Source organism: Natrarchaeobius chitinivorans (assembly GCF_003841505.1).
Classification (GTDB): Archaea; Halobacteriota; Halobacteria; order Halobacteriales; family Natrialbaceae; genus Natrarchaeobius; species Natrarchaeobius chitinivorans.
This window is the reverse complement of record NZ_REGA01000014.1, coordinates 52097-74510: the sequence shown is the minus strand read 5'-3', so window position 1 is coordinate 74510 and position 22414 is coordinate 52097. Positions and strand designations below refer to the sequence as shown.

The window sequence follows — 22414 nt, the reverse complement described above, 5'->3', positions numbered from 1 at the left end:
GAGCACAATACGTGGCAGAGTCGGACACAGGATCTGAGCGAAAGCGAGTGGACATGACGACGGGAGCGATCCCGCCGAAGCTGTTACACCTCGCGTGGCCGCTCGTGCTTGGCAATCTCCTTCAGACGTTCTACAATCTGGCGGACATGTTCTGGGTCGGCCGCATCGGCGACGGCGGCGTCTCGGTCGCGGCCGTCTCGTTGATGTTTCCCCTCTCGTGGATGTTCGTTTCGACGGCGATGGGGCTGACCGCGGCCACGATCGCCCTCGTCTCGCAGTACGTCGGTGCCGACGACGATCGGATGGCAGACAAGGTCGTCGCCCAGACGATCCTGCTGGCGCTTGCGGTCTCGAGCGTGCTCGCGGCAGCTGGACTGTACTTTCGGCGACCGCTAGTGTGGCTGATCGGCGCTCGAGACCAGGTGTACGTCGAGTCGCTCGCGTACATCGAGGTGATCTTCCTCGCATTACCGCTTACCTTCCTGTTTTTCGCGTTTCGGTCGTCACTCCAGGGAGCGGGTGATACGAAGACGGCGATGTGGCTGGTGTTCGTCTCGGCGGGCATCAACGTCGTCATCGATCCGTTTTTCATCCTCGGGTGGGGACCGTTCCCAGCGATGGGAACCCGTGGGGCGGCGATCGCGACGTTCATCGCTCGAGGCGTCGCGGCCGCGGCGGGCATATACATCCTGCTGGACGGTGGGTTCGGCATCCGATTGCGACTCGGTGATCTCGCCCCCGACTTCTCGATCCTGCGGCAGTTGATCCACGTCGGCTATCCGTCGTCGATCGACGGCTGGGCCCGGAGTTTCGCAGCGGTCGCGATGGCCGGGTTCGTCGCCCGGTTCGGGGCCGCACCGACCGCGGCCTACGGGATCGGCGTGCGGCTGATGTCGGTCACGTGGGCGATCTCGGGTGCCGTCGGTAACGCGACGGCGACCGGCGTCGGACAGAACCTCGGCGCGAGGACGCCCGATCGGGCAGCGGCTGTGACGCGGACGGCGACCGCGGGAACGATGATCGCTATCTTCGCCATCGCGGCCGTGTTGGTCGCCTTTCCGGCACAGGCCATGCGAATCTTCGTCGCTGACCCCGAGGTGATCGCGGAGGGAGTCGTCTTCCTTCGAATTATGGCACCCTTCTGGGCGCTGTTTGCCGGCGTGATGGTCATCCAGGGCGCGTTCCGCGGTGCCGGCAACACCCGAGAAGCGATGGTTCTCTCGTTTCTCTCGCGGTGGATCTTCCGGATTCCGGTCGCGCTCGTCCTCGCGTTCGCCTGGACGGTGACCGTTCCCGGAACCGGAATCGCGATCGCCGCGCTCGAGTGGGGTATCGAAGGAATCTGGTGGGCGTACGCCTTCGGTATGACCGTCTCTTTCGTCGTCGCGGTCGTCTGGTTCCGCCTCGGAACGTGGAAAGAAGGCGTCATCGACGAGTCCGAATCCGGGGACGAACCGCCTCGAGACGGGGGGCCGGCCGACGAGTCGTCGACTCACGAACACGCCCCCGAGGGGGACGCGGAGTTCGTCGACGACTGATACGGTTTACTGTAAGTCATAGGGATTATCGTCGGAGTTCATAGTTTCCCGCTGAAGAACCGAGACACAGTGTCGAAGGCCCGGTTTCGAGACCTCCGGGAGGCTACGATAATCCCTATCAGTACCGGTGCAACCGGACGCCGTCCCGCGGTCGCTCCGGTACACAGTTACAGCAATCCGTATGATGGATCGTTGTACCGGTTTGCCGGTGATGACGGGGGCGATTCGAGGTTTCACCGACAAAACTCGTGGCAGTCCTACGAGACGGCCACTGTGTTGCTTACCGGTCGAACGGCCCGACAGGGAGCCACTTCTCGAGTGTCGGGCTGAATTCGGCGGCCATCTGTACGTCCGCGTCGGTAAACGAGTCCGTCACGATCAGCGTGATCGCGTACGTCCCGATGACCACGATCGGAAGTCCCGCGACGACGAGGAGGTCGGACTCGAGGAAGTAGACGACGGGAGCGCCCGCGATCGTCGCCGGAACTCCGGCACCGACGATCTTCGCGAAATCGCGTGTGAACGGGTGGATTCCGTCGAGATAGTACACCTCGAACAGGGTCAATCCACCAACCAGAAACAGCGCCGTCGCCGAGCCGATCGCCGCCCCTTCGATGCCGATGATTGGAACGAGTGCCATCGAGATGAGGAAGTTCGCCCCGAACAGGGTGAGCGTGTTCGCGAAGACGATCCGCGAGTAGCCCATCCCCTGGAGCAGCGAGCCGTCCGGTCCACCGAAAGTCACGTTGAACAGGAACGCGCCGGCGAGCAATGCGACGACGGCGTTCGCTTCGGCGTACTGAGGGGTATAGAGGACGGCGAGGTACGAACTCGCCCCCAGCGAGAGAACGATCGCGATCGGGAGCGTGATCGCGGCGATCCAGCGGGCCATGATCCGGAACCGCCGTTCGACCAGCGCGATGTCGTCTCTGGACTCGGCGATAAGCGGTTTGAACACCGGAGACAGGGAGTTGAAGATGATCATCAACCCGGAGCCGAGCATGTAGCCGACGCGGTAGATGCCGACGTCGTCGGAGGCGAGAAAGTAGCCGAGCACGAAATAATCGACGTGGCCCATCAGGACGAAGACGACGCTGGTCAACGCGAGGGGAAGGGAGTACGTGACCAGCGGCCCGGGTGCGACGAACTCGAGGTTCCGCGAGAGCAGGTCCCAGGCCTTGTAGACGAAGACGGCCGAACCGATCGTGATCGCGACGAACAGTCCGACGACGTAGCCGGCGATGAGTCCGAGCAGTCCGTAGCCGACCAGCAGGAGGCCAGCGGTGACGCCGAACCGGACGATCGGGCGGACAAGATCCCGCATAATCACCCGATACTGGAGTTTCTTGATGCTGTAGTAGGAGGTGAGCAAGACGTTGTATATCGCGAGCATGGGGATCGTCACCGAGAGGAGCAACAGCGCGATCCGCATCGACGGCTCCCGAAAGAGTTGGCCGAACGCCTCCGAACTCATCGCGAGGACGAACGCCACGATCGACGACGTGACGAGGACGGTCGCAGTCACCTGGACGATGACTCCTTTCGCTTTTCCGTACTCGCCTTTATCCAGGTATTGAGGAACGAAATAGTCGATCGCAAGCGGCAGTCCGAGATTCGCGAACACCTGCATAAACAGGATGACGGACGTCGCGAGCACGAACAGCCCGTAGACCGAGGGGCTGACGAACCGCGTCATCAGCATCACGATGGCGAAGCCGAACACGCCGTTGACGACGTTTCCGACGAAGGTGATGCTACCTTGCTTTGCGAGCGTCGAAACGCCCTCGTCCTGATCGGTCATATCCCGTGCTGGTTGTTTCGCTCGCCGGGCGCATCGTCACCGGATCTGGCCCGGCGTCGCCGTCGTCGGATCCGCCGGCGTGTTTGCGAGTCGGCTCGTGGTCCGTGTGTTTCGCCCCTGTGACCCCATCAGACTCCCGTCGCCGGCTCGAGTTCGTACGTCGCGACGGCCGCCGCTCGCTCGCCGAAATCCGGAAACTCCACCTCGAAGGACCACTCCTCGCCGGAGGTGACGTCCTCGTCGACGTTCTCGATGACGCTCTCGAGTTCCTCTCCCTCCTCGTCGTAAAACGTCGCCCGGATCTCGACGTAGTTCAGCGTTCGTTCACCCACGTTTCGAACGACGCCCCACACGTAGACGCGTTCGTCCTCGGTTCCGGGGTCGTCACGCAGGAGATCGGACCAGATGACTTCGACGTCGCCCGGTTCCGTGATCTCCTCTCCGTTTCCATCGATGTACTCGAGACACCCCGGGAACAGGATCGCAAGCGAGAGGAACGCGCGACGATGCATCTGTTCACCGTTCGGTCGGGCGAGTCTTGAGCGTTCTGCACGATCACCGGCGGCGGAGACTCGTGGTGCGCCGACTGGCACTCGGTCGAAAGGTGCTGTCAGCACGTATCCTCGGGTGCTGTCAGTACGCATCTTCGATCGTATTCGTGGGTAGTGTGCGTCCATACTGGTCGATTCATGCAGGCGGCGGTCCATCTGGATCTACAGACGGGGAGCCGTCCGGGGGCGTCCTCGGACAGGTACGCGTATCCTGCACGAGCCCGTACGCACTCGCATGGACCTGCCATCGGAACCGGAAATCCTCCTGACGAACGACGACGGGATCGACGCGCCGGGGATTCGTGGCCTCTTCGACGCACTCTCCTCGGTCGGGTCGGTCACCGTCGTCGCACCGGACCGCGATCGCAGCGCAGTCGGACGGTCGCTGTCTTACGGCCGGGTGGAGTCGGCGAGCCCCGACGAGGATACGGACTCCGCCGAAAACCGAACGTCGTCGATCGACATGGCCGAAGCGGCGTTCACGTCGCCGGTACCGCATACGGATCACGAACTCGGCTACGCGGTCGACGGAACGCCCTGTGACTGCGCGATCGTCGGCGTCAACGCCCTGGATCCCGCGCCTGATCTCGTCGTCTCCGGTTGCAACGACGGGGCCAACCTCGGCGCGTACGTGCTCGCTCGCTCGGGGACGGTAAGCGCCGCGATGGAGGCAGCGTTTCTCGGCGTGCCCTCGATCGCGGTCTCGATGGACACGCTCGGCTACGACGAGACCCTCTCGCCGGCGGAATTCTCCCGAGCGGGGGAGTTAACTGCTTCAATCGTCGACGCCGCACCCGGTACGGGACTGTTCGACCGGATCGACTATCTGAACGTCAACGTCCCGCGCCCCGATCAGTCGTCTCCGAGCCTCGAAATCACCCGGCCGACCGACGTCTACGAGATGGACGCGACCCTCGAGGACGGGCAGTTTCGGCTGACCAACCGTCTCTGGCAGCAGATGGCGAACCGCGACATTCCCGATCCACCGGATACCGATCGACACGCGCTACTCGAGGGCAACGTTTCGATTTCACCCCTGCGGATCCCCTACGAGGTGGTCGACACGCCTCCCGTCAGGAACGTACTCGAGGGGATTCTGTAGCGGCGATCCGACCCTTGAAGGGTCATAGCGCGAGTCGGCACCCGTACCGTCCTCGTCGTGGCGATCGGTTACCCGCTCCCGGATCGAAACGCGTTGGTTTTACAGTTCGGTCGACAATTCCCGGTATGGAGTGTCGTCATTGTGCGTCGCCGCTCGAGAAGCCCGGCGACTTTTGCCTGGTCTGTCGGGAGGCAAACACGGAGACGATCGTTCTCGAAGCGGGACGCGATCGGGCGACGCTGACGATGCTCGCGGACGAGGACGACGAAACGATTCGGGACGACGAGAGCCCGGTGATCGGGGAAACGACGATCACGACGACGCCGGAAGACGGCGAAAACGAGACCGTCGAACTCCGAAACTTCGCAGGGCGGATCGGCGACGAGATACGGCGCAAACGACCCGAAGAGGTCTACGCCGGCGGCACGCGGCCGGTAATCCGAACCGTTCGCGAACAGGTCCACCATCCGTTCTACCGCGTCGACGGCGACGATCCCGTCGAGACCGTCCTCGAACGCCGAGGGAACCGTGCACTGGACGTCGTCGAGACGCCACCGGCCGAGAAGATCGGCGGGAGCCACTCGACGCTCATCGGCGGCCGGACGGGAATTCGGGCGATTCACATCGTCGCCGACCACCCACACGTCAAGAAGGTCATTCCGGGTCCCATCGACGCCGGCGGAACGGGATCCCAATCGGGACTCCGAGCGAAAGTCACGCGTGCCGACGACGGCGGAAACGTTCGCATGCTCCTCCGGGACGGCTCGAGCGTACAGGAGAACCGTGTGGTGACGACGGCCAGAGATCGCGAGATGGGCGAACGGATCCGCGACGATCTCAACGACGTTCTCACGAACGCCGAGTTCCAGTAGTTCACGAACACCGAATTCCAGTGATCCCGCCACCGACGGGGAAACGGTTACCGGCTGGGCCGTCCTCGAGACGCGTATGGCTGACCGGAGCGCTCGAGCCTCGAGCCGGACCGACCGCGAGATCTCTCACCCCGCGTTCGCCGCTGTCTACGACCTGCTGCCGAACGCGCTTCTGTTGCGATCGCACCGTGAGTGGCTCGCGCGGGACCTCTCGGGCCGGGTCCTCGAGATCGGTGCCGGCGACGGCGCGATGTTTCCGTACGTCGCCGGCGAGAACGTCGAGTACCACGCGATCGAACCCGATCCACACATGCGCCGGCGGGCAGTCGAGGCCGCTCGGGACGGCGACTTCGCGGTCGACATCCGGGGTGCTCGCGCCGAGTCGCTTCCGTACCCCGACGGGAGTTTCGACCTCGTCATCGCGTCGCTCGTGTTCTGTACGATCGAGGACCCCGACGCCGCACTCGAGGAGGCTGCGCGCGTGCTGAAGCCCGGGGGCGAGTTTCGATTCCTCGAGCACGTCCGCGCCGGCGGCTGGCGCGGGCGGGGCCAGGACCTGCTGGATCCGCTCTGGACGCGCGCCGCGGGTGGCTGTCACCTGAACCGCGAGACGGTTCCCCGATTCGTTTCCCACGACGCCTTCGCGCTCGAGGAGGTCGAACGCGTCCGATTCGGCGTCTTTCCGGTGACCCCGTTCGTCCGCGGGACGCTGACCAGAACGGGTTCCGGGGCGCGTCTGCTGGGTTGATACGAACCGCTGCCGGCGACGCTCCATCCGAATCGGAACCGACGGAGGCCGGGACGACGCGTCGGGATCGAATTTATCGTCCCGGCGGTCCGCGGTGTAGCCATGGGATCCGAGAGACTGCGGATGACGCCGGGACCGACGGAGATACCGGACGCAATTCGGGATCGAATGGCCGAGCCGATGCCCAACCCCGACGTCGAGCCCGACTACTTCGAGTCGTACCGGGAACTGCTCGACAAACTCGAGCGCATCTTCCGGGCGGACGCGGCCGGCGCGCCGACCGGAACTGGCGACGCGGGGATGGACCTCGTCGTCCTCGGCGGCGAAGGTATCCTCGGCCTCGAGGCGGCCGTCGCCTCGCTGGTCGGGGAGGGAGATCGAGTGCTATGTCTCTCGAACGGCACCTACGGCGACGGGTTCGCCGACTTCGTCGAGTCCAACGGCGGCGAGGCCGTCACCTGTCGCGTCCCGGACGACGAAACGCTCTCGGCCGACGCCGTCGCGGACGAACTCGCCGACGCCGACTACGACGTCGCGACGATGGTCCACTGCGAGACGCCGACGGGGACGCTGAACGGCCTCGAGGAGATCCTCGAACTCCTCGAGGACCGCGGCGTCGTCTCGATCGTCGACGCGGTCTCGTCGCTCGGCGGCGCTCCGGTTCCGACCGAGTCGATCGACGTCTGTATCGGCGGCAGCCAGAAGTGCTTCAGCGCGCCGCCGGGACTGACGATCTGCTCGATCAGCGACCGCGCCTGGAACCGGATGGAGTCCGTCGAGAACGCCACGTTCTACACCGATCTCGAGCCCTGGCGGACCGCCGTCGAGGACGAGTGGTTCCCCTACACCCACCTCACCGCCAACCTCGCCGGTCTCGACGCGGCCGCCGATCTGTTGCTCGAGGAAGGCATGGAATCAGTGTTCGAGCGCCACGAGGCGGCCGCTCGACGCTGTCGCGAACGGGCCGCGGAACTCGGCCTCGAGCCGTTTCCGGCAGACGAGAACGACTGCTCGCCGACGGTGACCGCGCTCGCGGTCGACGACGCGGGCGACCTCCAGCGGACGATCCTCGAGGAACACGGCGTGGCGCTGGCCACCGGGCTCGGCGACCACGAGGACGACGTTCTTCGGATCGGCCACATGGGCCACAACGCGCGCGTCGAACGCGTCGACCGGGCGATGGACGCGCTCGCGGCCGTCCTCGAGTGACGGCCCCGTGATCGATCGCCCAGCCCGGCGACCTCGCGGCCCGGAGTCTGCAGGTGGAACGGTTTCCCTCCCGCCGATCCAAGTACGGGTATGTCCGAACCCGATCGAGAGCCGACCGAGACGCCCACGACTGACAAGCAGGAGGCCGAGAAGGAGGGGCAGCGGATGGCTCGCAACTGGGTCGGGATCGCGGTCGTCTCGATACTCGCGATGCTGTTGGTCGTGATCGCGCTGATGCAGGCGACGGGGCTCGTCGACGTCTTCGCGCCGGTCGCGACGACCGAAACGCAGCAGTGGGGTGCGTTCGTCGTCCTCGCGGTGATCGTCGTCGCGATCGCCGGCTGGAGCTGGAAGGCAATCGCGAGCTAACCGGCGTCACCGACAGTACGACCAGTCGCGTGACCGACGGGACGACTCCTCGCGCTCGAGCGTCGACTCGTCCGGGAAACAGGTCTTGCTGCAGTAGTGAGTCGCGGTCGTCTCGGTTCCGTCCGTCACGATTCTGCTGAGTCGGTACGCTCGAGGACCGATCGCCGCCCCGCAGGTCCCACAGCGAGCGACTCCGGAGCCGTCGCGCGAAGCGCTCGAGGCTGGCGACGGATCGTCGTCGTCCCGCCCCGACTCGTCGGTTTCGGGAACGACCGCGTCGCAGCCGACCGACGCTCGGTCGTCGCGGTCCGGTTCGTCGGGCCGCGGTAGTGGTTTGGCAGTCGGCACGGGATCGGTGTCGGAGCTCATACGACCAACATCCACAGCGGCTTACAAATAAGTCGTGCAGACTGTCACTGTTTGATGACGGTATCGACGAGTAACCGGTTCGGTCTCGTCCGCGAGTCGGCTGATTCGGATCGATGTCGTCTTTTAGCGCTGATTGTCCGGATGAGGTCGGCGATCACCGGTACTGATACTGTCGGACAGAAGTCAGTGAGGTCGCAAATTCGCGGCCGTCGCCATCGGAGACGACCGCAGGAGAGCAACCGATCTTCAAATAGTTCTGTCCGACAGTATGAACGACAACTGTCCGATAAGCCACGTGATCGCACACCAATGTGCCCGCAGACAGTAACCCGTTTAGGCGGGCCATCCCAGAGACGAGTAATGAGTACGGATTTCCGGATCGGACTCGTCGGCAAACCCTCCGTCGGCAAGTCCTCCTTTTTCAACGCGGCGACGATGAACGACGTGCCCGAGGGGGCCTACCCGTTTACGACGATCGATCCGAGCGTCGGCGAGGCGTACGTTCGCGTCGACTGTGCGGCACCCGAGTTCGACGAGGAGTGTACGCCGAACGTCGGCTTCTGTGCCGACGGCACCCGCTTCGTCCCGACGAAACTCGTCGACGTCGCAGGGCTCATCCCCGGCGCCCACGAGGGTAACGGCCTCGGGAATCAGTTTCTCACCGACCTGAACGAAACCGACGTCCTCGTCCACGTCGTCGACTTCTCGGGGACGACCGACCTCGAGGGCGAACCCACCGAAGGCCACGACCCGCGCGAGGACATCGCGTTCTTAGAGGAGGAACTCGACCAGTGGTATCTCGGCGTCTTAGAGAAGGGGATCGAACGCTACGAGTCGGGGTACACCACCGAGGACGACGCTATCGAGGAGGAACTCGCCACTCAGATGAGCGCGTTCAAGACGAACGAAGACGAGATCAAGCGGCTCATCCGCCGGACCGACGTCGGCTTCGATCCCGACGAGTGGGACGAGGCGGACAAACTCGCACTCGCCCGCGAGATCCGGATGGAGACCAAGCCGATGCTGATCGCGGCGAACAAGATGGACACGCCCGAAGCACAGGCGAACTACGAGGAGATCACGGCCGACCCCGACTACGATCACCTCACGATCGTTCCCTGTAGCGCCCACGCCGAGAAAGCGCTCAAATCCGCCGACAAGGCGGGCGTCGTCGACTACCGACCCGGAGACGACGACTTCGCCATCAGCGGCGACGTCTCCGACGAACAGGAGGAGGGCCTCGAGCAGATCCGCGACTTTCTCGACGACTACGGCGCGACGGGCATCCAGGCGGCGCTCGAGGCCGCGCTGTTCGACGTACTCGGCGTCACACCGGTGTTTCCCGGCGGGGCGAACGGTCTCGGAAACGAGCGCGGCGAGGTACTTCCCGACTGTTACCTGATCCCGCCGAACTCGAGTGCGGAGGACTTCGCGTACAGCCTCCACTCCGACATCGGTGACGGGTTCTTGCACGCGATCGACTGTCGGAGCAACCGCCAACTGGGCAAGGACTACGAGGTCCAGCCTCGGGACGTGATCGAAGTCATTACGACCAACTGAATCAAATTTACCAGTTATTATACTATAAACCGTATTTAGAAGGATTTCGACAGTATAGATTCCAGTACTCCCCGCCGCGTGTTCGTTCTCGACTCACGCACAGAAACTGACCGCTACGAGCGATCGCAATCGCTTACCGTCGCTGTCTACCTCGAGTAGTTCCTTCGACGATCACGTCGATGTTTCGGGTGCCGGAGCACGTTCGAACGCGGACCCCGAATTGAACGATTTCGCTATCGAATCGAACCGGCCGTACAGAAGCCACCTACCGCACGACTGGTTCGTCGTGACTCGAGTTTTGTCGGGGTCGAGTTCGATTTCGATCGACAGGTACGACGACTCATACATTCCGATATGACATAGGTGACTCATATAGTCCACACAGATATGTTCCCGGGTCCACACACCGCATGATTCAACTGACGGTCCGACCAATACGCCGCTATGGACCACGGACACGACGAGATGCGTTGGCGCAGCGAGGCGACGGAACTCGTGCTGGAGCGGCGGTCGGCCGTCCTCTCGTCACACAGGGCCGAATCGGTCTCCCTCGACGCGATCGGTGGCCGGACACTCGCGGAACCGATCGTCGCCGACTACGACGTTCCGGCACACGATCGTGCGACGATGGACGGCTACGCCTTCGACGCGACGGACGACTACCCCCTAGCGCTCGTCGACGAAGAGGTGTTTCCGGAGGACGAACCGCCCTCCATCGACTCCGGGGAGGCGGTGGCGATCGCGACCGGCGCACCGCTCCCGCCGGAGGCGAACGCGGTGCTCAAACGCGAAGAATCGTCGGTCGAGGACGGCCTGCTTCGGGGCGTAGAACTCGAGCCAGGAACGTACACCTACGAGCGCGGGAGCAACCTTTCGGCGGGGGAGACGCTGTTCGAACGGGGTGAACGACTGTCGCCCAAGGACGCGATCCTGCTGGGCGACCTGGGACGCGAGACCGTCCCCGTCTACGAGCGGTTTTCGACGGGTGTACTCGCGACCGGTACGGAGATCCACGAGGGCCGGATCGCCGATCTCGATTCGGACATGCTCGCCGGACTGGTGCGCTCGTGGGGCCACGAGGCCACCTACGAGGGAAGCGTCCCCGACGAGTACGACCGCGTCGAGTCCGCCATCGATCGCCTCGCGAGCGAGTACGACGTCGTGGTGACGACCGGCGGGACGAGCGTCGGCCACAAGGATCACGTCGTCCGCGCTCTCGACTCGCTCGGCGAGGTCTCGTTTCACCGCGTTCGCATCCGCCCCGGCAAGCCCATCGCGATGGCGACCATGCCCGACCACGACGCCGTCGCGTTCGCGATTCCGGGCAAACCCATCGGCGCGCACACGATCTCGACGCTCGTGATGCGGCCGTTTTTCAGGGGCGAGACCGCGCTGGCGACGGTCGACGCGACGATGACCCACGACGTCGAACTCGGGCCCGAGGGATTCGAGTACGTCATTCCCGTCCTGCTCGAGGGGGAGGACGACGGCTCTGTGGCCACCGGGCTCGGCCACGCCGACTCGCCGCTTTCCGTCTACGACCGCCAGTTCGATCCGAGCGTCCTCTCTTCGAGCACACGGGCGAGCAACGCCGACGGCGTCGTCGTCACGAAATCCCCCCTCGAGCAGGGGGAAACGGTGTCGGTCATCCCGTATCCCGTCCTCGAGTAACGATCCGGTTTCGATCCCGTCCATCGAACGGCGATCAGCGGGAGCCGTGAGCGAAACGTCGGGAACGGGGGTCCCGGATTGCGAGTAGTGTGCCACCAGTGGCAGCCGGTACTGCCGTTCGTCTGACCGCCGATTCGGACGACCGATTCTTCGCGCAAGCGGCGCACGCTTTAAGTGCTCTTGCTCGAAACCCAACGGCAGCGAGATCGTACCATGACCGACCGACCTGCCGACGGGACCGATACCGAACCGAACGGGAGCGTGGCCGACCGGTTCTCTCGAGAACCGGCCGAAGACGCCGGACCGAGCGAGGGGGTCGACGAACCGGTCTCTACGGATGGAGACGACGTGACCGACGAGGCCAGTCTCGGTGGGGCAGAGGACCTCTCCGACTGGGAGGGTGAGTACGTCGATCGGGTCGCCGACCGCCTGTCTACAAACTACGATCTCGAGAGAGACAGGGTCGTCGGTGCCGAGCGGTTCGATCTCTACGGGAAGTCACAGATCGAGAGTTCGAAACATGTTCTCCACCCCGTGGTGACCGACGCTCACCACGAAGCGTACGAACACCTGTTCGTGACTCGAGAGCCGCGGGTGACCCAGGATCGACTCGAGTCGCTGATCACGCTCGGCCACGAACTCGCCGTCGAGTGGATCGACGCGAACGCGGATCACTACAGCACGACGTTTACGTTCGTCGTGATCGCACCCGATCTTCCCGAAAACGTCACGACGTTCGTCGAGCGGTTCTCCGAGCGACGCCTGTTGAAGCTCGGATACAACGGCAGGTACACGATCCGCGTCGCGGTCGCCGCGCCGGAACGAAAAGCGTTCGTCTCGAGTCCGGGGGCGGAACTCGAACCGGTGTTCGTCCACTGGGAGACGGAAGACGTCGAGCCGTCGGGCGGTCGGTTTCGTCGGTTCGGCGATCGGCTCGGAATCTGATCTGTACTGGCAGTCAACTGTCATCTATAGATGAGCCGATGAGCGAACGCGTCGAGTCCCGACGAGAGACGCCGACGACCGTACTCGTGCTACAGCGCCGCAGGGTCGAAATCGGGAAGGCGTGGATAGCGAGGTCAGCCCGGTCGTACGGGCGGTGCTGTGATCTTCCGAGAGAGCAGGTAACACGACGATATCGGCACGAGCGCCGGTGGTCGTGCTGATTCGACCGGGCGTCATACGGTTTACTGTACGTTAGTACCGGAGCGCCGCGGGGCGACGCTCGGTCACTCCGGCACACAGTAACAGCAATCCGTATCAGTCGATCCGGCACCTGCAGAGCACGTCGAAACAACAGGTACTCAACCGAAGACTGGTTTGGTACGGTATGGACGGACGGTCGCTCGCGACGTATCGGCCTACGAAACCGGAACTCGCGGTGTTCGTCTCCGGGGTCACCAGTATGGGCCTCGAGATTCTGGCCGTCCGGATCGTCGCACCCCAGTTCGGCAGCCACATCTACACGGTCGGCGGCATTCTGACGGTCTTTCTGATCGCACTGAGCCTCGGCTACTGGCAGGGCGGGAAACGCGCGGCGCTGGCAACGAACCGACAGATGAGCTGGATCATGCTCGCGACCGCCGTTTACGTTGGTGTCGTAATCTACGCGAGCGATCTCCTGCTCTCGACCACGTCGACGCTCGCGTTACCCCCACGGTACGCCTCACTGCCGGCAGTCATCGTACTGTTCGGGCCGCCAACCTATTTGCTCGGATTTGTCAGCCCGTACGCGGCCGAACTCTCGGACAAACAGGGAACCGGTGAAGCGTCGGGCCACGTCTACGCCCTCGGCACGATCGGCAGCATCGTCGGCTCCGGAGCGACGACGTTCGTCCTCATTCCCGCGATGACGATCGATACGATCGGACTGTTGTTCGGACTGATCCTCGTCGCGACGGCCCTCGGGCTCATGTTCCCCGCGTTTCCCCGCGGACCGACGGTTGCGAGCGTCCTCGTCGCCGCCATGCTCGTCGTCGCGGCCGGGGCCGGTCCGGTCGCGCTCGATCACCGCGGCGACGTCGTCTACGAGGCCGACACCGCCCACCAGCACCTCGAGATCGTCGACGACGGCGACGTCCGAACGATGTACCTCGACGGCTCTCGCCACAGCGCGACAGACCTCACGAATCCCGACCGACACGTCTTCACGTACACGAAGTACTTTCACCTCTCGATGCTCGCGGTCGACGATCACGAAGACGTAGATCGGGTTCTGTTCGTGGGGGGTGGCGGGTACACCGGTCCCCAGGACTTCGCTCAGCGCTACGACGCGACGGTCGACGTCGTCGAGATCGATCCGGCGGTGACCGACGCCGCCGAGGAGTACTTCGGCCTCGAGCGTGGAGAGGACCTGAACGTTCACGCCGAGGATGGGAGACAGTTTCTCAGAGACAACGACCAGACGTACGACGTGATCGTCCTCGACGCCTACAAACAGGACCAGGTCCCGTTTCACCTCACGACGACGGAGTTCATGGAACTCGCGTCGGATCGACTGAGCGACGACGGCGTCCTGTACGCGAACGTCGTCTCCTCGCCGAGCGGTTCGGGATCGGAGTTCTACCACGCCCAGTACCGGACCATGGAGACGACGTTCCCCGACGTCTACAGTTTCCGCACGTCAGACGCCAACAGCGTCCAGAACGTACAACTCGTCGCGACGAAATCCGAAACCGACTTCACTCGGGCCGATTTCGCGGAACGGAACGCCGAGCGTGACCTCGGGGTCAATCTCGAGGGGGCGGTCGACAACTACATGAGCGATCCCGACACGAGTGACGCGCCGGTTCTTCGCGACGACAGGGGCGGCGTCGACGGACTCCTCGATCCGATGCTCGGCCAGCGGTACGTCATCGAAGAAACCCCCGACGGGGAACCAGCTAGTTCCGACGAACCGGACCCCGAACCGGTGCTCGAGGCGGATTCTGCTCCGGCAACGACTCCCGGACCGGACCGTCCGTCCCTCGCTCGGCGAGCGTAACGATCACCGGTACGTGTTCTCGTACCGTTTTCGGTAGCTCAACAGCGCGATTCTGGCCTGCCGACGGGACGAAAACCCGAACCCGACGGCACGACACGCCTCTCCGGGACACTCCCACCGGAACGTGTCGGTCGAGGGGTCTTTGACGACGTCCACGTCCCTGTTACAGTGCGGACAACACCATCCCCACCGCGTATCACCGACGTTTTCTCGAGTCATACAGTCTCGATGCCGATACTGTACCGTTCTCGAGGGATGTATCTCCCGCTTCATCGATTGGGGCTTTAAATCATACGTGGAGTGAAACGATATACGATTTGATGCTCGGCCATCCACTGTATCCCCAACTGCCCCGACCATCCTTCCATACACCAGGCTGTCGACTCTCCGTTCTCGAGAAGCCGATACGTCGCCGACGTCGGTAACGCCCGACGACGCAGCCGGCCCGGACGATGGCCGCCGAAGAAAAGGTCTAAGAGATCGCAAACCCACTCTCGAGCACCAGATGGACATCTCGTTAGTTCTCCCTCCCGAACCGGACGACCGGTGGGCGCTCGCCAGACAGGCCGGCGTCGACCACGCCGTGTTCCACTCCCTCGAGATCGGAGACGGGACCCGCCCCTCGAGGTTCGACGAACTGCTGGCGTTGACCTCGAGATACCGAGATTACGGCCTCGAACCCGCGGCGTTCGAGGGAAGCGTCCCGCTTACGGACACGACCAGACTCGCACTCGACGGTCGCGACGAGGAGATCGAGGAGTTTTGCCGTCTGCTTCGTAACCTCGGCGAACTGGGCGTCGACGTCGTCTGTTACGACTGGATGGCCGGGATCCGCTGGGCTCGAACGTCGACGACGACGCCTGCTCGGGGCGGATCGCTGACGAGCTCGTACGACGACGACCTGATGCGGCGGGGATCGACCCCAGCTGCGGCCGAGACGACGACCGCGGACGACCTCTGGAAGAACCTGGAGTACTTCCTCGAACGGGTCGTTCCCGTCGCCGAGGAAGCGGGGGTCAAACTCGGTCTTCACCCCGACGATCCACCCCGCGAGGAAGTGCGCGGAATGCCCCGGATCGTCGGCAGCGTCGAGGCGTACGATCGCGTCCTCGAGATCGTCGATTCGCCGTCTAACGGCCTGACGTTCTGTCAGGGAAACTTCGCGGCGATGGGGGTCGATATTCCGGAGACGATTCGCCACTTCGGGGATCGAATCAACTTCGTCCACTTCCGGGACGTCGAGGGCGACGGCGACTCCTTCGTCGAAACGTGGCACGACGACGGGCCGACCGACATGCAGGCCGCGATCGACGCCTACCGCGACGTCGGATTCGACGGCCCCATCCGTCCGGACCACGTTCCCACGATGGAAGGCGAGGACAACTCGATCCCCGGCTACCACATCACTGGAAAACTCTTCGCCGCCGGGTACATGAAGGGATTACTCGAGTGAGACTACCCCGAAGTCCTGAGTGACCAGCAGACATATTTCGCTCACCCGATCCATCAACGGAGCGGTCTTTGTACCCAGACACACAGAGATGCCGCTTCGGTTACGGAAAACGCTGCCAATTCGTCCTCCCTCGAGCCACGATCGCTCCTGTAGTATCGGCGACGATGTCGATGTGTACAGAGACGCTTCACGATCCCTGTCGGAGGTCGCGATCTGTCGACAGCTATAGTTATGTGTTGTGCGTCCGAGAAACCACGCATGTCACGAGACGCCCTCGAGTTCGACCTCGTCGGCCGAGATCCTGACGACCGGATCCAGGTGCTCGACGCCGAGGGAAACGTCGTGTCGCCGGAGCTCGAACCCGACCTCGAGCCGGAGACGCTGCGCTCGATGTACCGCGATATGCGTTTCTCTCGTCGGTTCGACGAGCGGATGATCAGCCTCCAGCGACAGGGTCGGATGGGGACGTACGCCTCTCTCGCGGGTCAGGAGGGATCCCAGATCGGATCGACGTACGCGCTCGCCGACGACGATACGATCTCCTACCAGTACCGCGAGCACGGCGCGGTCGTCTCTCGGGGCCTTCCGTGGGAGTATCTGGCGTACTGGATGGGGCACGAATCGGGAAACGCCGGACTCGCCGACGTCAACGTCTTCCCGCTTAACATCTCGATCGGCAGCCACCTCCCACACGCCGTCGGCTGGTCCTGGGCCGAAAAGCTCGACGGCGGCGAGAACGCGACCGTCGTCCACTTCGGCGACGGCGCGACCTCCGAAGGTGACTTCCACGAGGCGATGAACTTCGCCGGCGTCTTCGACACGCCGACGATCTTCTTCTGTCACAACAACCAGTGGGCGATTTCGGTACCGAGCGAGCGCCAGACCGCGAGCGCGACGTTCGCCCAGAAAGCCCGCGCTTACGGGTTCGAGGGCGTTCAGGTCGATGGCATGGATCCGCTCGCGACGTACGCGGTCACGAAAGGCGCTCGAGCGAAGGCTCTCGATCCCGGCGGCGATCGACTCCGGCCCACGCTCGTCGAGGCGGTCCAGTATCGGTTCGGTGCCCACACGACCGCCGACGATCCGTCGGTCTACCGCGACGAGGCGGAACTCGAGCGCTGGCGCGATCGGGATCCGATCGACCGCTTCGAATCCTACCTCCGTGATCGCTGGATCGTCGACGACGAGTGGATCGAGACGATGGAAGCCGACCTCGAGGAGACGCTCTCGAAACTGATCGAGCGGGCCGAATCGGCCGATCCCGACCCACGGGAGATGTTCGAACACACGTACGATAACCCGACGCCGCGACTCGAGGACCAACGGGCGTACCTGGCGTCGCTCCGGGAGGACCACGGCGACGGAGAACTGCTCGAAGACGACTGATACGGATTGCTTTACGTCGTTGCCGGCGCACCCGCGACCGTCTTGCGATCCCACCGGCAACGACTTCCAACGGTCCGTACGACGACCGCCGGACGCGATCGCCGATCGCTCTCTCTTAAAGGGAACATCTGGACAGGGGAACTTCTACCCCGATCCTGGACTGAACCGCAACGTATGCAACTCGAGCAGCCGTCCCGGGAGACAAACTGGAACGGAACGGTGCCAAACGCGTTCGATATCCGGATTCTCGGATTCGTCGGCGTGATCGCAGCTCTCGCGGCGTCGGTGAACGTTCCCTACGGCGGCGTCGCGTTTGCCGCCGTCGCGTTCGTCGTTCTCGCGGGAGCCGGCGTCGTCGTCCACGCTCTCGGCGAGCGGAAACTGCGCCGGATCACCGACGGACTCCTCGAGCGGTGGATCGAGGCCGGCGTCGAGATCGACGACGTCACGAGAACGTCCGAGGGGATGCGAACCGAGTGGGAGATCCGAACGTCCGCCGGAACGGTCACCGTCGGCGGCGTCGCGCTCGTTCCGATCGCTCGCCTCTCCGTACAGTGGCAGGGCGTCGGCGACTCGATGGACGCGTCCGAAGCGGAGGAGAACCTCGACCACCTCGCCGAGAGTCTGCACGAGGAGATCTTCGAGATCGGAACGCCGTCCTGATACGGATTACTGTCACTGTTTACCGGCGCACCCGCCGCTCTGGTCGCGGATGCGCCGGTAAGGACTGACAGTAAACCGTATGAAGGGGATCACGAATCGACCGTATCACACGGTCCGCTGGCTGTCTTTTCCGATAGAACCCGAGACGAGTCGCGGCCCCACCGGAAATCGGTATACCGATCCGTATCAGAGGTTCGATCCCGCCGCTCCGCCGTCGACCACGACGCTCTCGCCGTTTACGAACCCGGCCGCCGGTGAACAGAGAAACGCCACGGTGTTACCGAGTTCCATCGGGTCGCCGATTCGCCCGAGTGGGTTGTCCACCCAGTCCTCGAGACCCGCCTCGTAGGAGTCGTACTCGCCGCGGTCGACCGCCTGATCGACGAGTTCGCTGATCCGGCTGGTCTCGTGGGAGCCGGGCAACACCGCGTTCGCTCGCACGTCGGGTGCGAACTCTCGAGAAATCGTCTTTTCGAGCCCGATGACGCCCATTCGAACCGAGTTCGACAGTACGAGGCTGTCGACGGCCTCCTTCACGCTCAGGGAGGTGATCGTCACGATCGATCCGCCGTCGCCCTCGCGCAAGTGGGGTTCAGCCTCCCGCGCGAGGCGGACCACGCTCATCACCAGCAGGTCGTACGCGTCGTACCAGTCCTCGTCGTCGGTTTCGAGGAACGGGCCCGACGGCGGACCGCCGGCGCTGGTGACGAGGTGATCGAGGCCGCCGAACTCGTCGACGGTCGTCTCGACCAGTCGTTCGACGTCGTCCGCCTCCGTGATATCGCCTTGCAGGGCGAGTACCTCGCCGGTCGCCACCTTCTCGATATCCGCTTTCGCCGCCGCGAGCCGATCCTCGTCTCTCCCGTTGACGACGACGTTCGCGCCTTCGCGGGCGAGCGCCGTCGCCGCGGCTTTCCCGAGTCCACTCGAGGATGCCGTTACGAGCGCCGCGTTGCCGTCGATTCCGAGATCCATCTCGTCTCTACTCCCGGCTGAATGGTCCAAAAGATCTCCATGGCGGCAATTCGTTCCGGATCGGGCGGATGGGAAAGACGACGATGGCTCACGCCCAGTCGACGCTCACACGGGCTGGTGTACCGGTCTCCCAGCACAATCGCAGACGGTTCGCGGTTTCATCGGCACGACTGACAGCAGACCGCATCAGACCGGGCTGATCGTCTCCTGGTACGTTCCGTGGTGGTCCTCGAGGACCTGCATGATCTCGCCCATCGTGGCGTAGGCTTTCACCGCGTCGACGATCGACGGCATCACGTTTTCCTCCGCCTCGACGGCTGCAGACAGCGCGTCGAGGGCCGCCTCGACCGCGCCGTCGTCGCGTTCGGCCTTGACGCGCTCGAGGCGATCGAGCTGGCGGTCGCGGGTCGTCTCGTCGATCTCGAGGATCTCCGGCGAGGTGTCTTCCTCGATCGTGTACCGGTTGACGCCGACGACGACCTCCTCGCCGCGTTCGACCCGCCGTTGGTACTCGTAGCTCGCGTCCTGGATCTCGCGGTGGAAGTAGCCCTGCTCGATCCCCTCGAGTACGCCGTCGCGGATCGAGCCGTCGCCCATCTCCTCGATTTCCGCGAGGTACTCCATGATCGATGCTTCCATCTCGTTCGTCAGGGACTCGATCGCGAAACTCCCACCCATCGGATCGACGATGTCCGCCGCGCCGGACTCCTCCGCGATGATCTGCTGGGTCCGGAGCGCGACGCGGACCGCCTTCTCGGTCGGGAGCGCGAGCGCCTCGTCGAAGCTGTTGGTGTGAAGCGACTGCGTTCCGCCGAGGACGCCGGCCAGCGCCTGGATGGTGACGCGAACGACGTTGGTAAGCGGCTGCTGGGCGGTCAGCGACTGGCCGGCCGTCTGCGTGTGGAACTTCATCCGTCTCGACTCCGGGGCCGCCGCGTCGTAGCGATCCTCCATGACGGTGGCGTAGACGCGCCGGGCCGCCCGGAACTTCGCGATTTCCTCGAAGATCGAGTTGTGCGAGTTGAAGAAAAACGACAGCAGCGGCGCGAACTCGTCGATCTCGAGGCCGCGCTCGAGGCAGTCCTCGACGTAGGCGAAGCCGTCGGCGAGCGTGAAGGCGGCTTCCTGTGCGGCGGTCGACCCCGCCTCCCGGATGTGGTATCCCGAGATCGAGATCGGGTGGAACTTCGGCGTCTCCTCGACGGCGAACTCGATGGTGTCCGTGACAACGTCGAGGGAGGGGCCGGGCGGAATCACCCACTCCTTCTGGGCGATGAACTCCTTGAGCATATCGTTCTGGAGGGTCCCCCGGATCTCCTCGCGGGGAACCCCTTGCTGGTCGGCCAGCGCGATGTACATCGCGTAGACGACCGGTGCGGAGGGATTGATCGTAAACGACGTCGACACCTCGCCCAGGTCGATGCCCTCGAAGAGGATTTCCATGTCCCGAAGCGTGTCGACGGCGACGCCCTCCTTGCCGACTTCGCCCTCGCTCATCCGGTGATCGGAGTCGATCCCCATCAGCGAGGGCATGTCGAACGCCGTCGAGAGGCCGGTCTGTCCCTGATCGATGAGGTAGTGAAAGCGCTCGTTGGTCTCCTCTGCGGTCCCGAAACCGGCGAACTGGCGCATCGTCCACGTCCGCCCGCGGTACATCGTCGGATACGGCCCCCGCGTGTACGGCGGCTCGCCGGGGAACCCGAGGTCCTCCTCGTACTCGAGGTCCGAGACGTCCTCGGGCGTGTAGAGCCGATCGACCTCGTGGTTCGACACCGTCGCGAACCGCTCTTTGCGCTCGCCGTGGCGCTCCAGAAACGGCTCGAGCGTCTCCGCTTCCCACTGCTCGCGCCGGTTGCGGATCCCCTCGAGGTCGTCCTGATCGAACATGTCACGAGTATCGGCGTCGGCAGTCTAAAGTCTTCGTGCCAGATTCAATATATCAAAGAGAGGGGACAGGAAGACTCCGAGAGGAGACAGGAAGACTCCGTCTCAGGATTTCAGATGCCGCGCGATGACCTCTTTCTGGATCTCCGTGGTTCCCTCGTAGATCGTCGTAATCTTTGCGTCGCGGTAGTAGCGCTCGACGTCGAAGTCGGTCGTGTAGCCGTAGCCGCCGTGGATCTGGACCGCCTCGTTGGCGACGTCGACGGCCGCCTCGCTCGCGAAGTACTTCGCCATGCTCGCGGCCATCGGATCGACGTCGTCCTCGTTCTTTCGGGCGGCGTCCCGGGCGAGCAACCGCGCCGCCTGCACGTTCGTCCCCATGTCGGCGAGTTTGTGCGCGATCGCCTGGTGGTCGCCGATCGGCCGGCCGAACTGCTCGCGCTCCTCGGCGTATGCGAGTGCGTCCTCGAGAGCGGCCCGCGCCACGCCGACTGCCTGACTCGCGATCGCGATCCGGCCGCCAGTCAACGTCGAGAACGCCGCCTTCAGACCGTCGCCGACGTCGGTCAGTCGGTTCTCCTCGGGAATTCGTACCCCCTCGAGGATCAGCGATGTCGTGTCGCTCGCTCGGAGCCCGAGTTTGTCCTCCTTCTTGCCCACCTCGAGGCCGTCGGCGTCTTTCGGAACGAGAAACTGGGTGATGGTGTCTGACTCGTCCCGGTCGACCTTCGCAAAGAGGATCACCACACCCGATCGCTCGCCGTTCGTGATCCACTGTTTTTGCCCGTCGATGACGTACTCGTCGCCCTCGAGGCGGGCCTCCGTGGTCATCTCGGCGGGGTTCGAGCCGGCGTCGGCCTCCGAGAGGGCGAACGCGCCGACCGGTCGGCCCTCGGCCATCGCGGGCAGCCACTCCTCCCGGTGGCGCTCGGAGCCGAACTCCCTGATACACGACGTGGCGAGACAGTGGACCGACAGCGCCGTCGCGACCGAGAGGTGGCCGGCGGCGAGTTCCTCGTTGACGACGCTTTCGGTCACCCGGTCGGCGTCGAAGCCGCCGTACTCCTCGGGAATCGTCAGCCCGGTAATGCCGATTTCGGCGAGTCCGTCCCAGACGTCTTCCGGGAACGTCTGAGTCTCGTCGGCCGCCGAGACGGCGGGTTCGACCTCCCGCTGTACGAACTCGCGGACCGTCTCCCGAACGAGTTCTCGCTCTCCTGACCGTTCCATGGCATAGCTATTCGGACCGGCGTAGTAAATTTGGCGACGGGGTCGTGGCC

20 protein-coding genes are annotated in these 22414 nt (G+C 64.1%); 13 read left to right on the top strand and 7 right to left on the bottom strand.

The window, feature by feature from the left end:
* Positions 1-53 precede the first annotated feature (53 nt).
* Positions 54-1538, top strand: a complete 1485-nt coding sequence (locus tag EA473_RS15055; protein ID WP_124196478.1) for an MATE family efflux transporter — start codon at positions 54-56, stop codon at positions 1536-1538.
* A gap of 280 nt (positions 1539-1818) precedes the next feature.
* Here the strand turns inward: EA473_RS15055 and EA473_RS15050 are convergent, their stop codons facing one another.
* Both EA473_RS15050 and EA473_RS15045 read right to left on the bottom strand, forming a co-directional pair.
* Positions 1819-3339 (bottom strand): flippase, encoded by a 1521-nt coding sequence (locus EA473_RS15050; RefSeq protein ID WP_124196477.1) that lies wholly within the window; start codon positions 3337-3339, stop codon positions 1819-1821.
* 128 nt (positions 3340-3467) lie between these two features.
* On the bottom strand, positions 3468-3851 hold the full coding sequence (locus EA473_RS15045; RefSeq protein WP_124196476.1) for an FxLYD domain-containing protein: 384 nt from the start codon (positions 3849-3851) through the stop codon (positions 3468-3470).
* Positions 3852-4125: 274 nt separating this feature from the next.
* Between EA473_RS15045 and surE the strand changes: the two genes are divergently transcribed.
* From surE to EA473_RS15020, 5 genes are all read left to right on the top strand, one after another.
* Entirely contained in the window at positions 4126-4992 is an 867-nt protein-coding gene (gene surE / locus EA473_RS15040; protein WP_124196475.1) for a 5'/3'-nucleotidase SurE, read from the top strand.
* A gap of 125 nt (positions 4993-5117) precedes the next feature.
* Positions 5118-5864, top strand: a complete 747-nt coding sequence (locus EA473_RS15035) for a DUF2103 domain-containing protein (RefSeq protein ID WP_124196474.1) — start codon at positions 5118-5120, stop codon at positions 5862-5864.
* A gap of 76 nt (positions 5865-5940) precedes the next feature.
* Entirely contained in the window at positions 5941-6612 is a 672-nt protein-coding gene (locus EA473_RS15030) for a class I SAM-dependent methyltransferase (protein WP_124196473.1), read from the top strand.
* A gap of 102 nt (positions 6613-6714) precedes the next feature.
* Positions 6715-7821, top strand: coding sequence for a pyridoxal-phosphate-dependent aminotransferase family protein (locus EA473_RS15025; protein ID WP_124196472.1), 1107 nt, complete (start codon positions 6715-6717; stop codon positions 7819-7821).
* A gap of 90 nt (positions 7822-7911) precedes the next feature.
* On the top strand, positions 7912-8190 hold the full coding sequence (locus EA473_RS15020; RefSeq protein WP_124196471.1) for a hypothetical protein: 279 nt from the start codon (positions 7912-7914) through the stop codon (positions 8188-8190).
* Positions 8191-8196: 6 nt separating this feature from the next.
* Here the strand turns inward: EA473_RS15020 and EA473_RS15015 are convergent, their stop codons facing one another.
* A complete protein-coding gene (locus tag EA473_RS15015; RefSeq protein ID WP_124196470.1) occupies positions 8197-8559 on the bottom strand; it encodes a hypothetical protein in 363 nt (120 codons plus the stop codon).
* Positions 8560-8919: 360 nt separating this feature from the next.
* Here EA473_RS15015 and EA473_RS15010 point away from each other — a divergent pair, with 360 nt between their 5' ends.
* The 4 genes from EA473_RS15010 (at position 8920) to EA473_RS14995 (ending at position 14773) form a co-directional block, all read left to right on the top strand.
* Positions 8920-10119 carry a redox-regulated ATPase YchF gene (locus EA473_RS15010; RefSeq protein WP_124196469.1) on the top strand — a complete coding sequence of 400 codons (1200 nt, stop codon included), beginning with the start codon at positions 8920-8922 and terminating at the stop codon, positions 10117-10119.
* A gap of 444 nt (positions 10120-10563) precedes the next feature.
* Complete coding sequence (locus EA473_RS15005) at positions 10564-11790, top strand: molybdopterin molybdotransferase MoeA (protein ID WP_124196468.1); 1227 nt, start codon at positions 10564-10566, stop codon at positions 11788-11790.
* 213 nt (positions 11791-12003) lie between these two features.
* Positions 12004-12735 carry a hypothetical protein gene (locus EA473_RS15000; protein ID WP_124196467.1) on the top strand — a complete coding sequence of 244 codons (732 nt, stop codon included), beginning with the start codon at positions 12004-12006 and terminating at the stop codon, positions 12733-12735.
* Between the two features lie 385 nt (positions 12736-13120).
* Positions 13121-14773: a spermidine synthase gene (locus EA473_RS14995; protein WP_124196466.1), complete on the top strand. Its 1653-nt coding sequence runs from the start codon at positions 13121-13123 to the stop codon at positions 14771-14773.
* 3 nt (positions 14774-14776) lie between these two features.
* On the opposite strand, the gene EA473_RS14990 is transcribed toward EA473_RS14995, so the two are convergent.
* Positions 14777-14992, bottom strand: coding sequence for a hypothetical protein (locus EA473_RS14990; protein WP_124196465.1), 216 nt, complete (start codon positions 14990-14992; stop codon positions 14777-14779).
* A 286-nt stretch (positions 14993-15278) separates the two neighbouring features.
* Between EA473_RS14990 and EA473_RS14985 the strand changes: the two genes are divergently transcribed.
* From EA473_RS14985 to EA473_RS14975, 3 genes are all read left to right on the top strand, one after another.
* A complete protein-coding gene (locus EA473_RS14985; protein ID WP_124196464.1) occupies positions 15279-16226 on the top strand; it encodes a mannonate dehydratase in 948 nt (315 codons plus the stop codon).
* 258 nt (positions 16227-16484) lie between these two features.
* Positions 16485-17612, top strand: coding sequence for a pyruvate dehydrogenase (acetyl-transferring) E1 component subunit alpha (gene pdhA, locus EA473_RS14980; protein WP_124196463.1), 1128 nt, complete (start codon positions 16485-16487; stop codon positions 17610-17612).
* A gap of 174 nt (positions 17613-17786) precedes the next feature.
* Positions 17787-18275 (top strand): hypothetical protein, encoded by a 489-nt coding sequence (locus EA473_RS14975; RefSeq protein ID WP_124196462.1) that lies wholly within the window; start codon positions 17787-17789, stop codon positions 18273-18275.
* A 186-nt stretch (positions 18276-18461) separates the two neighbouring features.
* Here EA473_RS14975 and EA473_RS14970 read toward each other — a convergent pair whose 3' ends face one another.
* From EA473_RS14970 to EA473_RS14960, 3 genes are all read right to left on the bottom strand, one after another.
* Positions 18462-19250 (bottom strand): SDR family oxidoreductase, encoded by a 789-nt coding sequence (locus EA473_RS14970; RefSeq protein ID WP_124196461.1) that lies wholly within the window; start codon positions 19248-19250, stop codon positions 18462-18464.
* A gap of 186 nt (positions 19251-19436) precedes the next feature.
* Positions 19437-21137: an acyl-CoA mutase large subunit family protein gene (locus EA473_RS14965; protein WP_124196460.1), complete on the bottom strand. Its 1701-nt coding sequence runs from the start codon at positions 21135-21137 to the stop codon at positions 19437-19439.
* 102 nt (positions 21138-21239) lie between these two features.
* Positions 21240-22364 carry an acyl-CoA dehydrogenase family protein gene (locus tag EA473_RS14960; RefSeq protein ID WP_124196459.1) on the bottom strand — a complete coding sequence of 375 codons (1125 nt, stop codon included), beginning with the start codon at positions 22362-22364 and terminating at the stop codon, positions 21240-21242.
* Between the last annotated feature and the right edge of the window lie 50 nt (positions 22365-22414).

Coding starts and splice junctions, on each gene's coding strand:
- EA473_RS15000 (WP_124196467.1), top strand. CDS start 12,004: ATGACCGACCGACCTGCCGACGGGACCGATACCGAACCGAACGGGAGC.
- EA473_RS15030 (WP_124196473.1), top strand. CDS start 5,941: ATGGCTGACCGGAGCGCTCGAGCCTCGAGCCGGACCGACCGCGAGATC.
- EA473_RS14965 (WP_124196460.1), bottom strand. CDS start 21,137: ATGTTCGATCAGGACGACCTCGAGGGGATCCGCAACCGGCGCGAGCAG.
- EA473_RS14975 (WP_124196462.1), top strand. CDS start 17,787: ATGCAACTCGAGCAGCCGTCCCGGGAGACAAACTGGAACGGAACGGTG.
- EA473_RS15015 (WP_124196470.1), bottom strand. CDS start 8,559: ATGAGCTCCGACACCGATCCCGTGCCGACTGCCAAACCACTACCGCGG.
- EA473_RS14995 (WP_124196466.1), top strand. CDS start 13,121: ATGGACGGACGGTCGCTCGCGACGTATCGGCCTACGAAACCGGAACTC.
- EA473_RS14970 (WP_124196461.1), bottom strand. CDS start 19,250: ATGGATCTCGGAATCGACGGCAACGCGGCGCTCGTAACGGCATCCTCG.
- surE (WP_124196475.1), top strand. CDS start 4,126: ATGGACCTGCCATCGGAACCGGAAATCCTCCTGACGAACGACGACGGG.
- EA473_RS14985 (WP_124196464.1), top strand. CDS start 15,279: ATGGACATCTCGTTAGTTCTCCCTCCCGAACCGGACGACCGGTGGGCG.
- EA473_RS14990 (WP_124196465.1), bottom strand. CDS start 14,992: ATGACTCGAGAAAACGTCGGTGATACGCGGTGGGGATGGTGTTGTCCG.
- EA473_RS15010 (WP_124196469.1), top strand. CDS start 8,920: ATGAGTACGGATTTCCGGATCGGACTCGTCGGCAAACCCTCCGTCGGC.
- EA473_RS15035 (WP_124196474.1), top strand. CDS start 5,118: ATGGAGTGTCGTCATTGTGCGTCGCCGCTCGAGAAGCCCGGCGACTTT.
- EA473_RS15025 (WP_124196472.1), top strand. CDS start 6,715: ATGGGATCCGAGAGACTGCGGATGACGCCGGGACCGACGGAGATACCG.
- EA473_RS15055 (WP_124196478.1), top strand. CDS start 54: ATGACGACGGGAGCGATCCCGCCGAAGCTGTTACACCTCGCGTGGCCG.
- EA473_RS15020 (WP_124196471.1), top strand. CDS start 7,912: ATGTCCGAACCCGATCGAGAGCCGACCGAGACGCCCACGACTGACAAG.
- EA473_RS14960 (WP_124196459.1), bottom strand. CDS start 22,364: ATGGAACGGTCAGGAGAGCGAGAACTCGTTCGGGAGACGGTCCGCGAG.
- pdhA (WP_124196463.1), top strand. CDS start 16,485: ATGTCACGAGACGCCCTCGAGTTCGACCTCGTCGGCCGAGATCCTGAC.
- EA473_RS15005 (WP_124196468.1), top strand. CDS start 10,564: ATGGACCACGGACACGACGAGATGCGTTGGCGCAGCGAGGCGACGGAA.
- EA473_RS15045 (WP_124196476.1), bottom strand. CDS start 3,851: ATGCATCGTCGCGCGTTCCTCTCGCTTGCGATCCTGTTCCCGGGGTGT.
- EA473_RS15050 (WP_124196477.1), bottom strand. CDS start 3,339: ATGACCGATCAGGACGAGGGCGTTTCGACGCTCGCAAAGCAAGGTAGC.